A 13,869-nucleotide genomic window follows, 5' to 3' on the forward strand; every position below is an offset into this window, starting at 1 on the left:
TCATTTTACATGATTAAATTGTAAAAAAATGATGTTAGTGTTATTATACATATGAAATAAATTAAACTAAAAATACTATTTAAGCGGATCAGTATTAAGCAATTATTTTCAAAGCGAGCTAATGTTAGTGAGAGTTTAGCAACCCTGTTGTTTAAGAATAACACCGTTAATAATTTCATTTTGAACTAAAAGTAGGAATGGACGCTTAACATTCGTTACATGTTAGAGTGGCTTTATAAAATTATAAAGCATTTTAGGTGGTACCGCGGAAAGATCTTTCGTCCTTGATTGGATGAAGGATCTTTTTTTATTAGTATTCAGAAAGGTGAGTGAATTCATTGCAAAAACCAACTGTTAGAGATTTATATACCCGGGAAAGTTACCCGGAAGAAAGCATTGAAATGGAAGGATGGGTTAGAACCATCCGAAGCTCCAAAAAGATTGCTTTTATTGAAATGAATGATGGAACCTTCTTAAAGAATGCTCAAATCATTGTTAAAAGCGCCAACACTCCTAATTTTAAGGACATCACTAAAATTCCAATTTCAGCAACCATTAAAGTTACTGGAAAGGTTATTGAAACACCGGATGCACCACAACCATTCGAAATCCATGCTGATTCATTAAAGGAAATCGGTGGTTCCAATAGTGATTATCCACTTCAAAAGAAAGCCCACTCATATGAATTCTTAAGAAAGATTGCCCATTTACGTCCAAGGACTAATACTTTCTATTCTGTTTTTAAGATTAGATCATTAGCCGCATTTGCAATTCATCAATATTTGCAATCAAAGGGATTTGTTTACGTCAACACACCAATTATTACAAGTAGTGATACTGAAGGTGCCGGTCAAATGTTCAGAGTTACAACTATGGACATGAACAATCTTCCTAAAACCAAGGATGGTAAAGTTGATGATTCTAAAGATTTCTTTGGTCAAGAAACTAATTTAACCGTAAGTGGTCAACTTCCTGGTGAAGCATACACCTTGGCATTTAAAGATAGTTATACTTTTGGTCCTACTTTTAGAGCCGAAAATTCCCATACTTCTCGCCATGCTTCAGAATTCTGGATGATCGAACCAGATATGGCATTCGCTAATTTGCAAGATATTATTGATGTTCAAGAAGGTATCGTTAAATACGTTATCAAGTACTTGTTTGACCATGCTGAAGAAGAGCTTAAATTTTTGGATGAAAATGTTAACCATGGTTTAATCAAACGTTTAATGCATACTAAAAACGAAAAATTTGCCGTCGTTACTTATACTAAAGCCATTAAATTACTAGAAGATTCAGGTGCTGATTTCAAAGCTCCCGTTAAGTGGGGAATTGACTTACAGTCTGAACATGAACGCTACTTAAGTGAACAAATTTTTAAGAAGCCCGTCTTTGTCACTGATTATCCTAAAGGCATCAAAGCATTCTACATGCGTGATAATGAAGACGGCAAGACCGTTGCCGCCGTTGATATGCTAATGCCAACCATTGGTGAAATGTCCGGTGGAAGTGAGCGTGAAGAACGTTACAATGAATTAAAGAAAAAGATTCATGATTTCAACCTCCCACCAGAAGAATATCAATGGTACCTTGAATTAAGAAAATATGGTGAAACTAAGCATTCTGGTTTTGGAATTGGATTTGAAAGATTGTTGATGTACGTCACTGGAATGGAAAATATCAGAGATGTCATCCCATTCCCTAGAGAACCAGGCAATGCTCCATTTTAAAATTTAATCAATTCAAAAGCATTCCCTCAAATTGAAGGAATGCTTTTTTAATGCCAATACAAAAATAAAACCAGATTCGATATTAAGAATCTGGTTTCTTTATTTCATTAATAATTTATTTTTTACTTTCAATATGTTTATCAATAAAATCTAAGATTTCGTATGCAATTTGAGCTCTTCTAGCGAACTTATTTAATTGCTTATCACGAACTCGGCTTCCAATTGCAACATCAAATGCTGCACTATAATTAATTGTGTCATCAGGAATATTAACCGGCTTTCGAATCCGATCAGTAAAATCACTTTCGCTTTGCTTATAAGCTTTTTTTACATCTTGGATACTACTCTTAAGATCCATTCCTAAAATATTAAGAGCATAATCCCGTTCACTTCCCTTATAAGTTGCGTAAATGAACATTGCAATATCAATCATATTTGTGTCCATATAATTTCCATCTCCTAAAGTCTTATTTAAAACGAGCCAATTAAAGTCTTTTCATTTCAGATTTATAGCTATTTTAAATTACCCATTACTTACATAATACATTGTTAAGCTTATATTTTGAAATAATATACGTTAATTCAGAGTTTATTTTCGATGATGCCTTCGATTCCACTTAAATCCAAATATAAAGGAAGCGATAAATAATAATATTAAAATAATAATAAAAATGATAATAGCGACTAAATTCAAAGCTTTACAATCCCTTCATTAATAATTTCAATTATTCAACAAAAATGGAATTAACCTATTAACAAGATTAATTCCAAATTGATTATTTAGTTATTAATTCTAGCCTTTGCCCTCTTCGAATGATGGGTATAATGTCATTCCACCATCAATAAAGATGGTTTCACCAGTAACATAACTAGATTCACTGGAAGCTAGCCAAGCAGCAGCAGCGGCAACTTCACTTGGTTTACCAATTCGATTCATCGGAATTAAATCAGTTGTATCCTTCAATTGCTTAGGATCTTTAAACTTCTTGGCATTAATTGGCGTATTAATAGCACCAGGAGCAATCGCATTAACACGGATACCACGTTTAGCATATTCTAAAGCAATTGTTTCAGTAAATAATTTACTACCACCTTTAGAAGCAGCATAATGTGCAAATGTTGGCCATGGAATCTGTTCGTGGACGGATGACATGTTGATAATATTACCCTTAACTTTATGATCCAAGAAATAATTTAGAGCAGATTTAGAACCTAAAAATGTACCAGTTAAGTTAACATTTAAAACTTTTTTCCAATCTGCCAATGACATCTTATGGGTTGGAACTTGATTTTCCATTCCGGCATTATTGATCCAAAGATCTAATTGTCCAAAATTAGTAACAGCCGTATCTAACAACTTTTTAACGTCGGCTTCTTCAGAAACATCAGCATGAACTGCAACGGCGTTCCCACCATTATTCCTAATTTTTTCGACGGCACGTTCAGCGCCTTTAGCATCGGAATTATAATTAAAGACTAAGTTCATATCTTCTTTAGCTAATCGCAATGCAATTGCTTGGCCAATTCCCTTTGAACCGCCAGTAATTACTGCCACTTTGCCTTTTAAATCTTGATACATATTTATCACTCTCACTTTATTATGATAATTACATTTACTTAAGATATATTAATTTTACAATGAAAGATTACATTTTGTTAAACAATAACTATCATAAAAATAATTATAAATTAAATTTAATTTGAAACTTTGTGTATTTACCTATACAATAATGTTTATTCACTATATTGTAATTATAATTTTTTTCTAGGTTAATAACTTTAAAGTTAAGCTGTTTCGTGCTATTTTTAATGTACATTTTAAAGTTAACTACATATATAGTTATTTAATATCAATTGATTTGGAGGATCAGTTATGAAAGTTAGTTATGATAAGATTTCCTTTGCTGGAATGCTTATTACATTAGGGATCGTATATGGTGATATCGGTACCTCTCCTCTATATGTTATGAATGCTATTATTGGTGACGCTGGGAGAATGGGTGCCATCCGGCAAGATTATATTATAGGAGTCATTTCATTAATTTTTTGGACATTAATGATTATTACCACCATTAAGTATGTGTTGATTACAATGCAAGCTGATAATAACCACGAAGGTGGTATTTTTGCATTGTATGCACTAGTAAGAAGAAACGGTAAATGGCTAGTTTGGCCAGCATTAATTGGTGGTGCTGCTTTACTTGCTGATGGTACTTTAACTCCAGCAGTTACTGTAACATCCGCGATCGAAGGGTTAAAAGGCCAAACGGTTGGCGCACTGCATTTCAATAATTCACAATTTGATGTTTTAATCATTACCACCATTGTTTTGCTATCACTGTTCATGATTCAAAAATTTGGGACAGGTGTAATTGGAAAATCATTTGGACCCGTTATGTTAGTATGGTTCGCCTTTTTAGCAATTGTTGGATTATTTAATCTTAATCCAATCATGTTAAAAGCACTATCACCATACTATGCAATTCATGTTTTATTTAGCCCAGAAAACAAAATTGGTATTTTTATTTTGGGAAGTGTATTCCTAGCCACTACTGGTGCTGAAGCATTATATTCTGATATGGGTCACGTTGGTAAAAAGAACATTTATGGAACCTGGCCATTTGTATATGCTGCATTGTTTCTAAACTACTTAGGTCAAGGATCATGGATGCTATCACATGCTCAAGATCCAATGTACCGTAATTTAGTGAATATTAATCCATTTTATGAAATGCTACCTGGATTTTGGAAACCATTTGCAGTTGTTATATCTGCTTTAGCTGCCATTATTGCTTCACAAGCATTAATTACTGGTTCATATACCTTAGTTGATGAAGCAATTGGTTTAAAATTTCTACCAAGAATGATCGTTAAACATCCTAGTAACGTTAGAAGTCAAATTTATATTTCAGGAATCAATTGGTTCCTGTGTGCTGTAACATTATTCGTTGTTTGGTTCTTTAGAAGCTCTCAACATATGGAAGCCGCATATGGTTTAGCAATTACAATTACGATGCTCATGACGACCGTTTTGCTATTTGAATTTTTATCAGGCAAAATTAAGCGTATTTTTGCATTTTGTATTGCTCTATTCTTCGGTATGATTGAAACGGTATTCTTCCTAGCCAGTTTAGTTAAATTTATTCACGGTGGATACATTACCTTCTTAATTATGTTATTAATTCTTTATGTCATGGTTGTTTGGTACTTTGGTAATAAACGCCGTGATCATTATGAAAAGGAAAGTGAATATGTATCACTTCTGGACTACCGCGATCAATTAGAAGAATTAAGTAATGATAATTCAATTCCACTTTACACATCTAACTTAGTCTACATGACCAGAATTAAGAATAACTATCAAATTAAGCGTAATGCCATGTATTCAATCTTAGATAAAGAGCCAAAGAGAGCTCGTGTTTACTGGTTTGTTACCGTTAATGAAACTAGTGTTCCTTACGAAAGTACTTACACTGTTGATATGTTAAACACAAAGAATGTCGTTGATGTTCAACTTTACTTAGGATTTAGGAAATCGCAAAGCGTTAGTGTTTATTTACACCAAATTGTTGATTATCTAATCAAACAAGGGGTCTTAAATAAGCAGGATCAAAAGTATTCAACTATTAAGCACAGAAAAATTGGTGATTTTAAGTTCGTTATTATTAATGAACGTCCATCCGATTTAACAATGAATACTGAAATTAATGCATTTGATAAACAATTAATTAGTGGAAGAATTTTCTTACAAAACGTTACTGCTTCACCTGTATCATGGTACGGATTAGAATTTAGTAATGTAATTGAAGAAGCATCACCACTATTTATCACAATGCAACATGATCAATACCTAGTTCAAAGAAAGATCTATCATTCAATCCATCACTCTACTAACAGAGGGCCCGAAAGTGGAATTAAGAATAATAAATTAAATAATAACAATAAAATGAATTAAGTAAGTTTTACCAAAAAGGCTGAGTTATGATGTTTAATCATGACTTAGCTTTTTTTTTTGAATTAAAATTCCCTTTCTTAAAATTAATGGTGAAATTAACGTTGTCATAATAATGGCACTAACCGCTAATGAATATAAATTATTATTAATTAAATGATTTGATAGTCCCATTTGAGCAATGATTAAAGCAACTTCTCCCCTAGAAATCATTCCAGCACCGATCATAAATGAATTTGAAATTGAAAATCCGCTTAAATATCCTCCAATTCCAGCACCCAATAGTTTATTGACAACGGATAAAATTGTTAAAACTAAGAAAAAGAATAAATTATTTTCAATCCCGTTTAAATTAATTTCTAGGCCAACACTAATAAAGAAAAACGGAATCAAAAAATCATACCCAATTATCGTTAATGATTGGTCAACTATTTTTCTTTGGTTGGTTTGAGCAATTGCAATTCCGGCAAAAAATGCCCCTGTAATGGAACTAATCCCAATTAATTCGGCTGCATATGCAAATGAGAAACAAATAATTAATGCCAAAATAACGACTGAAGATTCAAATTGATAATGTTTAAGCAAACTAAATACCCAAGGAACAATCCATTTAATCATTAATACCAATGCAACAAAATATGCAATTTGAATGACTATCATTAGTAACAAATGATTTGAAAATAAATTATTACCACCGGTTCCTAATAAGCTTGATACGACGCTCAATAAGATAATCCCAATTACATCGTCAGCAACGGCTGCACCTAAGATTGTAATGCCACCACTACTATTTAAAGCATGCATCTCCTTTAATATTTCTGCTGAAATTGACACAGAAGTCGAAACAAAAATAATGGATAAAAATATTGATGAACTAAAATTCAAATTAAAGAATCGGCCAATCCAATACGTACTTAATAATGGAAGTAATACACCAATTACAGCAACAGTTAAACTGGGTTTCATATATTTTTTCAATAATTTTAAATTACTTTCTAGCCCAGCAATAAACATCAAAATAATCACACCCAAATCGGAAAATATATAAATTAAATCATTAGGATGAAGCCAGTTTAATATTGCCGGTCCTAATAATACTCCAGACAAAAGTTCGCCAACAACTGGTGGCATGTTAATAGCATGGCTAATTTTTCCAAAAATAGTAGTTGATAGCAATACTAGACAAATAATCAATAAATTATCCATAAATTTAATTATCTCCTTTAAAGATATAAAAAAGCACCTACTTTAAGAATGCTTTAAGCAACCCAAACTTAAAACAAATTCTTGAAAGTAAGTACTCCAACCAAAAATATTTAATTTTATTCATCTAACTAATATGATTTTCTCTTAAAATCTTTTTAACTTCTTGTTCCATTTCAGGAGTACGTTTCCATTCTTGAAAACGATCAAAATTTTCACTCGGCATCGTATAATGAGTATTAATATAATGTTCATACTTAGCAACGTGCTCCGTATGTGCAATATTCAGTTGAATAATCCGCACCTGTTTAATCATACCACGCTCAGCGGCTAATTCAGCACGACCATTCTGAACCATATTACTAATTTCCATATACTTACTGCCATCAAGCCTTGTAATTTCTTCAATTAAAGTAAAAACTTCATGACTTTTCATTGCCAATTAAATCATCCCCGAATATTCATAGTTATTTCTTATGAATTCCTTTTTTATGGTGCTTTTGTTTAATAACATTATGGTGAGTCCGATTATTTGGAACATACAACGTCTTTTTAGGATGAAGAATTGATCTTGGATGTGCCAAAACGCGTGTTACATGGTGCCCTGAAAAATTAACTAGACAGAAGAAAATAATTAAGAGACCAATGAAGCCAGTCAGCAAACGATTGGGAACGGACATTTTTTCACTGATAACCGATCCATAAAATAATTTTTTAATCTTTGATTGTGCATGTCGATCATCAGGATGCTTTTTAGAATAATCATCAGTAATTTGTTTTTGATATTGATTAATATCAAATTCCTTTTGAACATTCTTCTTTTTAGATTCAAAAGCACGCTTTTGCTTTTTTGATAGTGATTTAAACCATTGGGTAAATTCACGATACTTATTAGTCACTTCTTCAGTTGGACCTAACATTTTTAATTGACCATAATTAATCCAAGCAACTTTATCACAAAGTAATTCAACTTGTCTTAATGCATGACTGACGAAGATAATGGTCTTACCCTGTTTTTTAAAATCAGAAATTTTATCAACACATTTTTGATAAAAAGTGTCATCGCCAACTGACAATGCTTCATCAATGATTAATATATCAGGATTGATATGAACAGCAATTGAAAAACCTAATCTTGATTTCATACCACTAGAATAACTTTTAACCGGTTGATCAACAAAATCACCAATATCAGCAAAACTAATGATATCAGGCATCATCTCATCAATTTCTTCGTTCGTTAAACCTTCCATTAATGATTTTAATCGAATATTCTCGCGACCAGTTAAATTTTTTCTTAAACCAGCACTAATCGCAACAATTGAAGTATCACCTTTAACATCAACTTTACCAGTTGTTTGTGGAATAATTCCTGAGATGATATTTGAAATTGTTGATTTTCCTGATCCATTAACACCAATTAAACCTAACGTTTCACCGGCAGGAACTGTAAATGAAATTCCCATCAATGCCCAAAAATGGGGCACATTTTTAGCTGGTAAAAAGAATGATTTTAATTTATCAGATTGCGTTTTAAAAAGATCATACTCTTTAGTTACATTTTGGACTTTTATTTTATAATTCTCAGCCATTTTTAAAAACTTCCTAGATTATAATTTCGTTATTTCAAAGACGATTATTATTATACATAATGAAACTTAGGATGTAAACGTCAAGTTAATAATATTAATTGAAAGCCTGTTGACTAATCCAATAGTTACGATGATTAATCATAATTCGAACCCAAATACTCTGATAAGCATTTCTGATTGCTAATAAATTAGAATTGACGGTATTATTCTTAACTTGATTTCCAACTTCAGCCCATTTAAATGTCTTAATTCGACGACGGGTCCCTGGAATATGCTCATACAAATCATATTCACCATAATGATTATTAAGGTTACGTTTAGAACGATCATTAATATATTGAACTCGCTTATTATTAAAAAGATAATTTGCATTGCCCCAACCGTTACGGTGTTTATTCAAACGAATTCGATACCAGATACTTTCTGAACCATTATCGTTAACAATTGCCATGTAATTGGACATGTATTGATTCTTGCTTAATTTATTCGTATTGGAAACTGGTCGGGCCAGTGCTGGATCCCCCATCACATGATTATAAATCACTTCATTATCTTGATGATTAATTAAAAGTGAAGTCTTAATTTTATAATAAGTGATTTTAGGTAAATTTAAAGCAGGACGACTAACCCAATATTTTCTAACCCGATTACTATTTTTAAACCGCAATCGATACCAAGTAGTCGTCTTTTTCTTAAAATTAGCTTGTGCAATTGCATCGACGTAAACTTTTTGTCCCGCGTAAGAATTATGATTAATCCAAGGACTTTTAACAACTCGTTTTTTAGTATTCGGAATATCACGATATAGTTGTTCACGTTGGTAATTAGAAGATAGTGACCATTTTTCTGGATCAACTTCAGTTAATTTAACCTTGGCATAAACAGCTTTTGGATGGTGCTTCTTTTTATTTTTATGATGCTTTGGATGATTAGCATCATTAACAATCTGATTAATAGTTTGGTCTAAATTAGACCAACCATATTGATTGATCAAATTGATCAACAAGTTAGCATACTGCGGAGAAGTAGCGTATTTACCGACCAAAGATTTAGCAGCATCTTCAAACGTTGCTGCATTTTCTTTGTGAGAACCAGAATAATAATTATTGTCCCAACTAGTCCCGTTTCTTAATAAATTACCATTATCGTCAATTGAATCATAGACGTTCGGATATTTTTTAAAATTAGCGTTAGTATAATATAATTGTCCATTTGAATTATATTCAGCCGTTGGCATTGAAATTGATTGGCCATTGTATGATCCTTTCATTCCAAAGTAATTATTAGCCTGCACAGCTAACTGACTTTGACCCCAATCACTTTCTAATGCTGCTTGGGCCATCATAATGGATGCATATAAATTATATTTTTTTGATACAGACTTAACGATGGGTGAAAGTTGTTGAATAAAATTAGCTTGAACGGATGAAGAAGTGTCCGCTAGTACTGTTTTACCAGCAAAAAGACCGCATAAAACCATTAACATAATTAGTAATGATTTAATCCCAATTTTTATTTTTTTCATTACTCCAACTAAACCCTCTCTACAACAGTGATATCATTATTTAGAATAACACATTTTAGAAAAATAATAATATGAAATAAATAAAAAACCACTTAAATATTCTATTATATACTGAAGAAATATTAATCTATGAGTATTCATAGAACATTAAGCGGTAATTTAATTTATTATTAATGAATTATAAGGGACTAGTATTTATTTTTAACGCCACGACGATCAGCATTTAATTCATTTTGTTGATCTTTAAATTTTTTCCAAGTAGCGTCTCTTCTAGATTGTTGTTGTTTCCGATTAACTCGATGTCTTTTTGTATATTTCATAATTAAATCCTCCCTTCTTAATTGGTTTACTAACTTTATATTATAACAATTTAATATGTAATTAGCTATTATCTAATACAAAAAAAGACGACATCAATGTCGTCTTTTTAGTTAAATTAATCGTTATTATTCAACGGTGACACTCTTAGCCAAGTTTCTTGGACGGTCAACATTGTAACCCTTATTCAAAGTTGTGTAGTATGCAAGTAACTGAGCTGGAATCACACTAACTAATGGTGTTAAAAGTTCACTCATATCTGGAATAATAAAATCATCCCCAGGCTGAGCTAATGCTTTTCTAACAACTGTTAAGCCTTTTGATCCTCTCGATTCAGTTTCTTCTAAATTACTGCGGGTTAAAGCAGCAGTTTTCTTTTGGGTAATTAATGCGAAAACGGGGGTACCCTTTTCAATCAAGGCAATGGTTCCATGCTTTAATTCGCCAGAAGCAAAGCCTTCAGCCTGAATATAAGAAATTTCCTTTAATTTAAGCGCATTTTCTAAGGAAACATAGTAATCTTCTCCACGTCCAATATAGAAAGCACGATTAGCATGAACAAAATACTTCTTAGAAATTTGATCAATCCGGTCTTTATCATCAATCACAGCTTGCATTCCATTGGCAGCTAAACTTAATTCACGTTTAACATCAAAATTTTGAGCAGTCGTTTGTCCAACTGCTTCGCCAAGTGCTTTAGCTAAAATTGCTTCAAGTGCAATTTGTGCAGTGTATGCTTTTGTGGAAGCAACAGAAATTTCAGGACCTGCATTTAATAGCATTGTATAAGTAGCTTCTCTTGATAGGGTTGAATTTTCAACATTAGTAATTGTTAAACTATCATAATCTTTATTAATGTTATTTAAAACAACTCGACTGTCAGCTGTTTCACCACTTTGACTTAGGAAAATAAAGAATGGTCTTTGTGATAATAATGCGTCCGAGTATGCAAATTCTGAAGAAATATGAACTTCAGTTGGAATATGAACTAATTTTTCAAATAGTGCTTTACCAATTAAGCCAGCATGGTAACTAGTTCCAGCTCCAACAATATATAAGCGATCAGCCTTTTTCATTGCAGAAATAATTTTAGGGTCAACGGTTGGCTTACCATCAACGTCTAAATATTCCTGGGATAATTTTCTCATGATATTTGGCTGTTCGTTAATTTCTTTTAACATGTAATAAGGGTAAGGTCCCTTGTCAGTAGCACTAGCATCCATGTCAACATGAAATGGTTTTCTTTCAACCCGATCACCAGCTAAGTTCTGGATTTCAATTGAATGGGGTTTAACGGTTACAACTTCCCCGTCTTTTAAAGCAATGAAATCGTGGGTAATATTTAACATTGCTAGAGAATCAGAGCATACAACATTTCCGGTTTTATCATTTCCGACCCCAACTAATAATGGACTCTTATTTTTAGCAACGAATAAGGTATCAGGATGTTCTCGATCCATTAATAGAAAACTATATGATGAACCATTAAGTAAATTCAAGGTCTTAAAAAATGCTTGCTTTGTACTTAAATTTTCAGTGGTTGCAAACTTATCAACCAATTGAACAACAACTTCAGTATCGGTTTGACTAGTAAATTTAACACCCTTTAAGTACTTGTTCTTTAATTCCTTATAATTTTCGATAACACCATTATGAACCAAATAGAAACGGTTATCTTGAGAAAATTGAGGGTGAGCATTCTCAACACTAACCTTACCATTAGTTGCCCAACGGGTATGTCCAATTCCAGTTGATCCCTTAACATCTGGACCAACTGCATTAATCAGGTGGGAAATATTTCCCTTTCGCTTAATTAAATAATCTTTTCCGTTCTGATCATTAACGTAGATTCCAGCAGAGTCATATCCGCGATATTCTAATTTTTTTAAGCCATTTAATAGAATATTAACGGCGTCTTTATTTCCTGTTACTCCCACAATTCCACACATATTAAACATCCTTTTTTCTTTATTATTTAAAATTGGTATATACACCAATTGTCATTTTTATTACTCAACAATTTACAATTTACAGCAATTAAGGGCACTTGTCAACAAAATAATTCATAATTGGTATACATTTTATTAATTCTAAATTAATTTTTTAAACGATTAATTATAGCACAAAGCTAAAATAAAAGTGGAAGATAATAAATTTTTATCTCCCACTTTTTAATTGCCACATTCTTAATTTTAATCTAAACCAATTTCTTTATTAGCAACATCAGCAATCCGTTTAGCATACGAATTAACTTCATCTTGAGTTGGAGCTTCAGCCATTACTCTTAATAATGGTTCAGTCCCACTTGGTCTTACTAGAACACGGCCATTACCATTCATTTCTTTTTCAACTTGCTTAATGATCTTTTGAATTTCAGGATTCTTTAATCCATCTTTTTTATGATTAGTCTTAACATTAATTAATTTTTGAGGATAGGTATGAACATCAGCGGCTAATTCAGAAAGCTTTTTACCAGTGGTCTTCATAATATGCATTAATTGAAGGCTGGTTAACATCCCATCACCGGTTGTATTGAAATCTAAGAAGACAATGTGGCCTGATTGTTCACCACCTAAGTTGTAGCCACCCCGATTCATTTCTTCAACGACATAGCGGTCACCAACTTGAGTCTGTTTACTATGCAAGCCGTGTGCTTCCATTGCTTTATACATCCCTAAATTACTCATAACCGTTGTTACAATCGTATCCTTCTTTAAGCGACCATGTTCAGACATGTATTTACCACAAATGTACATGATTTTATCGCCGTTAACAACGTTTCCCTTTTCGTCAACTGCAATACAACGATCGGCATCACCATCGAATGCAAAACCAACCTGAGCTTTTTTATCAACGACGAATTTTTGCAATTTTTGCGGATGGACGGCACCAACGCCATCATTAATATTAATTCCATTTGGCATCGTTGCCATTGTATCGAAATCAACCCCAACGTCGGCATATAAACGGGAAACTAAGTTACTAGTTGCACCGTTGGAAGCATCAACACAAATCTTCATTCCGGAAAGATCGTCAGGAATTGTTTGTTCTAAGAATCGAATGTATTTCTGACTACCTTCTGAGTAATCAGCAACGGTACCTAATCCTTTAGCACTGGGTCTCGGTAAGTCATCATTACCCTTCTCTAAAATATCCTCAATTTCACTTTCTAGTGAATCAGATAATTTATATCCATCAGAACCAAAGAATTTAATCCCATTAAATTCCGCTGGATTATGTGAGGCGGTAATCATAACTCCCGCAGCGGCATCCTGTGTTCTAACTAAGTATGCAACCCCAGGAGTACTAATAACACCCAGATGTAAAACTTCGATGCCAGCTGATAATAAACCGGCAGTTAAAGCTTCTTCCAGCATTTGGCCAGAAATTCTTGTATCCCTTGCCACTAATACTTGAGGTTGTTTATCAGAATCAGCGTGTTTAGATAAAACATATCCACCTGCTCGACCGCATCTAAACGCTAGTTCCGGTTTTAAATCTCGGTTAGCAACTCCACGAACACCATCAGTTCCAAAATATTTCATATTT

At 32.7% G+C, this 13,869-nt stretch carries 11 protein-coding genes and 1 other annotated feature; of the genes, 2 read left to right on the forward strand and 9 right to left on the reverse strand.

Annotation, left to right across the window (positions count from 1 at the left end; all coding sequences use genetic code 11):
* Window positions 1-69 precede the first annotated feature (69 nt).
* Window positions 70-289, forward strand: a binding site (T-box leader).
* A 49-nt stretch (window positions 290-338) separates the two neighbouring features.
* Window positions 339-1,730, forward strand: a complete 1,392-nt coding sequence (gene asnS, locus WR164_RS05660; RefSeq protein WP_286136562.1) for an asparagine--tRNA ligase — start codon at window positions 339-341, stop codon at window positions 1,728-1,730.
* Between the two features lie 115 nt (window positions 1,731-1,845).
* Here asnS and WR164_RS05665 read toward each other — a convergent pair whose 3' ends face one another.
* Together WR164_RS05665 and WR164_RS05670 are read right to left on the reverse strand one after the other, a co-directional pair.
* Window positions 1,846-2,175, reverse strand: coding sequence for a hypothetical protein (locus WR164_RS05665; RefSeq protein WP_286136563.1), 330 nt, complete (start codon window positions 2,173-2,175; stop codon window positions 1,846-1,848).
* Window positions 2,176-2,523: 348 nt separating this feature from the next.
* Window positions 2,524-3,309, reverse strand: a complete 786-nt coding sequence (locus WR164_RS05670) for a glucose-1-dehydrogenase (protein WP_286136564.1) — start codon at window positions 3,307-3,309, stop codon at window positions 2,524-2,526.
* A 294-nt stretch (window positions 3,310-3,603) separates the two neighbouring features.
* On the opposite strand from WR164_RS05670, the gene WR164_RS05675 reads away from it, so the two are divergent.
* Window positions 3,604-5,685, forward strand: a complete 2,082-nt coding sequence (locus WR164_RS05675) for a KUP/HAK/KT family potassium transporter (protein ID WP_286136565.1) — start codon at window positions 3,604-3,606, stop codon at window positions 5,683-5,685.
* 33 nt (window positions 5,686-5,718) lie between these two features.
* On the opposite strand, the gene WR164_RS05680 is transcribed toward WR164_RS05675, so the two are convergent.
* The 7 genes from WR164_RS05680 to glmM all read right to left on the reverse strand — a co-directional run bounded on the left by WR164_RS05680 (window position 5,719) and on the right by glmM (window position 13,865).
* Window positions 5,719-6,888 (reverse strand): cation:proton antiporter, encoded by a 1,170-nt coding sequence (locus tag WR164_RS05680; protein ID WP_286136566.1) that lies wholly within the window; start codon window positions 6,886-6,888, stop codon window positions 5,719-5,721.
* A gap of 124 nt (window positions 6,889-7,012) precedes the next feature.
* Window positions 7,013-7,321 carry a hypothetical protein gene (locus tag WR164_RS05685; RefSeq protein ID WP_286136912.1) on the reverse strand — a complete coding sequence of 103 codons (309 nt, stop codon included), beginning with the start codon at window positions 7,319-7,321 and terminating at the stop codon, window positions 7,013-7,015.
* Window positions 7,322-7,352: 31 nt separating this feature from the next.
* Window positions 7,353-8,477, reverse strand: coding sequence for an ABC transporter ATP-binding protein (locus tag WR164_RS05690; protein ID WP_286136567.1), 1,125 nt, complete (start codon window positions 8,475-8,477; stop codon window positions 7,353-7,355).
* Window positions 8,478-8,571: 94 nt separating this feature from the next.
* Complete coding sequence (locus tag WR164_RS05695) at window positions 8,572-10,002, reverse strand: glycoside hydrolase family 73 protein (protein WP_286136568.1); 1,431 nt, start codon at window positions 10,000-10,002, stop codon at window positions 8,572-8,574.
* A 188-nt stretch (window positions 10,003-10,190) separates the two neighbouring features.
* Window positions 10,191-10,322: a hypothetical protein gene (locus WR164_RS05700; protein ID WP_286136569.1), complete on the reverse strand. Its 132-nt coding sequence runs from the start codon at window positions 10,320-10,322 to the stop codon at window positions 10,191-10,193.
* A 126-nt stretch (window positions 10,323-10,448) separates the two neighbouring features.
* The gene (gene glmS, locus WR164_RS05705; RefSeq protein ID WP_286136570.1) at window positions 10,449-12,269 is read right to left on the reverse strand and encodes a glutamine--fructose-6-phosphate transaminase (isomerizing); all 1,821 of its coding nucleotides are present in this window, start codon (window positions 12,267-12,269) and stop codon (window positions 10,449-10,451) included.
* Window positions 12,270-12,512: 243 nt separating this feature from the next.
* Window positions 12,513-13,865: a phosphoglucosamine mutase gene (glmM, locus tag WR164_RS05710; RefSeq protein WP_286136571.1), complete on the reverse strand. Its 1,353-nt coding sequence runs from the start codon at window positions 13,863-13,865 to the stop codon at window positions 12,513-12,515.
* Between the last annotated feature and the right edge of the window lie 4 nt (window positions 13,866-13,869).

Origin of the sequence: Philodulcilactobacillus myokonensis, from assembly GCF_027923585.1 — a bacterium.
Classification (GTDB): Bacteria; Bacillota; Bacilli; order Lactobacillales; family Lactobacillaceae; genus Philodulcilactobacillus; species Philodulcilactobacillus myokonensis.

Bases quoted from the DNA above. Each gene is read 5' to 3' on its own strand.
- WR164_RS05665 (WP_286136563.1), bottom strand. From the start codon at position 2,175: ATGGACACAAATATGATTGATATTGCAATGTTCATTTACGCAACTTAT.
- WR164_RS05670 (WP_286136564.1), bottom strand. From the start codon at position 3,309: ATGTATCAAGATTTAAAAGGCAAAGTGGCAGTAATTACTGGCGGTTCA.
- WR164_RS05675 (WP_286136565.1), top strand. From the start codon at position 3,604: ATGAAAGTTAGTTATGATAAGATTTCCTTTGCTGGAATGCTTATTACA.
- WR164_RS05680 (WP_286136566.1), bottom strand. From the start codon at position 6,888: ATGGATAATTTATTGATTATTTGTCTAGTATTGCTATCAACTACTATT.
- WR164_RS05685 (WP_286136912.1), bottom strand. From the start codon at position 7,321: ATGAAAAGTCATGAAGTTTTTACTTTAATTGAAGAAATTACAAGGCTT.
- WR164_RS05690 (WP_286136567.1), bottom strand. From the start codon at position 8,477: ATGGCTGAGAATTATAAAATAAAAGTCCAAAATGTAACTAAAGAGTAT.
- WR164_RS05695 (WP_286136568.1), bottom strand. From the start codon at position 10,002: ATGAAAAAAATAAAAATTGGGATTAAATCATTACTAATTATGTTAATG.
- WR164_RS05700 (WP_286136569.1), bottom strand. From the start codon at position 10,322: ATGAAATATACAAAAAGACATCGAGTTAATCGGAAACAACAACAATCT.
- glmS (WP_286136570.1), bottom strand. From the start codon at position 12,269: ATGTGTGGAATTGTGGGAGTAACAGGAAATAAAGACGCCGTTAATATT.
- glmM (WP_286136571.1), bottom strand. From the start codon at position 13,865: ATGAAATATTTTGGAACTGATGGTGTTCGTGGAGTTGCTAACCGAGAT.